The 1,021-nt window shown below is 57.8% G+C and carries 1 protein-coding gene; it reads left to right on the forward strand.

Annotated elements, in window-relative coordinates; all coding sequences use genetic code 11:
- Window positions 1–226 precede the first annotated feature (226 nt).
- Window positions 227–1,021, forward strand: a 795-nt coding sequence (locus tag ACF8R3_RS09505; protein WP_392515534.1) for an IS110 family transposase, incomplete at its 3' end; no start/stop codon positions are given.

Raw genomic sequence — 1,021 nt, forward strand, 5'->3', positions numbered from 1 at the left:
CTTTTGTCTCGTTGCAGGCCAAAGTTCTCGACTGATCATCGAGGGAAAGCCTTGAAGCAGCGCCGCTCCTAAGGCCTCGAGCCCGATTAGTAGATACGCTCAGGCTTTCCAACCTCACTCGAACAGTTCGGACGGTATCTAGTGCCCGCCCCCGGCGTGAGCACGCATTCACAAGGTTGAACCGAGTGCTGGATGATCCACCCCTTATCAGCTGAAGGAGAAGATCATGTCCTTTGTTGGTGTTGATATTGCCAAGCGAACTTTCGACATTGCCACCCCGCTTGCCAATGGCAAGGTCCGCACCAAGGCCAGACTGACCAACGATTCAAACGGGTTCCAACAGTTCGAGGCCTGGCTGCAAACCTACGCCGAGCCAGGTGCCTGGGTAGTAATGGAGGCCACCAGTGTCTATCACGAAGCGCTGGCCGAATACCTGCATGCTCGGGACTATCGGGTCTGCGTCGTCAATCCAGCTTCGATCGCAAAGTTCGCCGTACTTGAGCTGCGGCGCGTCAAGACTGACAAAGCCGATGCCAAGATCATTGCTGCCTACGCTAAGCACAAAGGCGATTCGCTGCGTCAGTGGGCGCCGGAGTCAGAGGCTCAAAAACGGCTGCGGGCGCTGGTGCGCCGCCTGGACGACTTGAAGGAAATGCAGCAGATGGAGCAGAACCGCCTGGAGGTAGCGCCGCTGGCGGTGCAGCCATCGATCACGGCAGTGATTGGGCATATTGCCGATGAGATAAAGAAGACATGCGAGGCCATCAAACAGACCATCAATGACGACCCGGACCTGCGCGGGCGACGCGACCTGATCACATCCATAAAAGGTCTGGGCGACACCACGGCAGCCTTGCTGCTTGCCGAGCTGGGCGACCCGCTGAAGTACAAAAGCCCTGCTTCGATCGTTGCATTTGCTGGGCTGAACCCGACAGTTCACCAATCAGGCGAAAAGGTCGGTCAGACGGCCATCTCGCGTGTTGGATCTTCCAGGCTGAGGGCGGGGCTGTTCATGGCTGGC

This window comes from Pseudomonas sp. FYR_7 (genome assembly GCF_043106155.1).
Lineage (GTDB): Bacteria > Pseudomonadota > Gammaproteobacteria > Pseudomonadales > Pseudomonadaceae > Aquipseudomonas > Aquipseudomonas parafulva_B.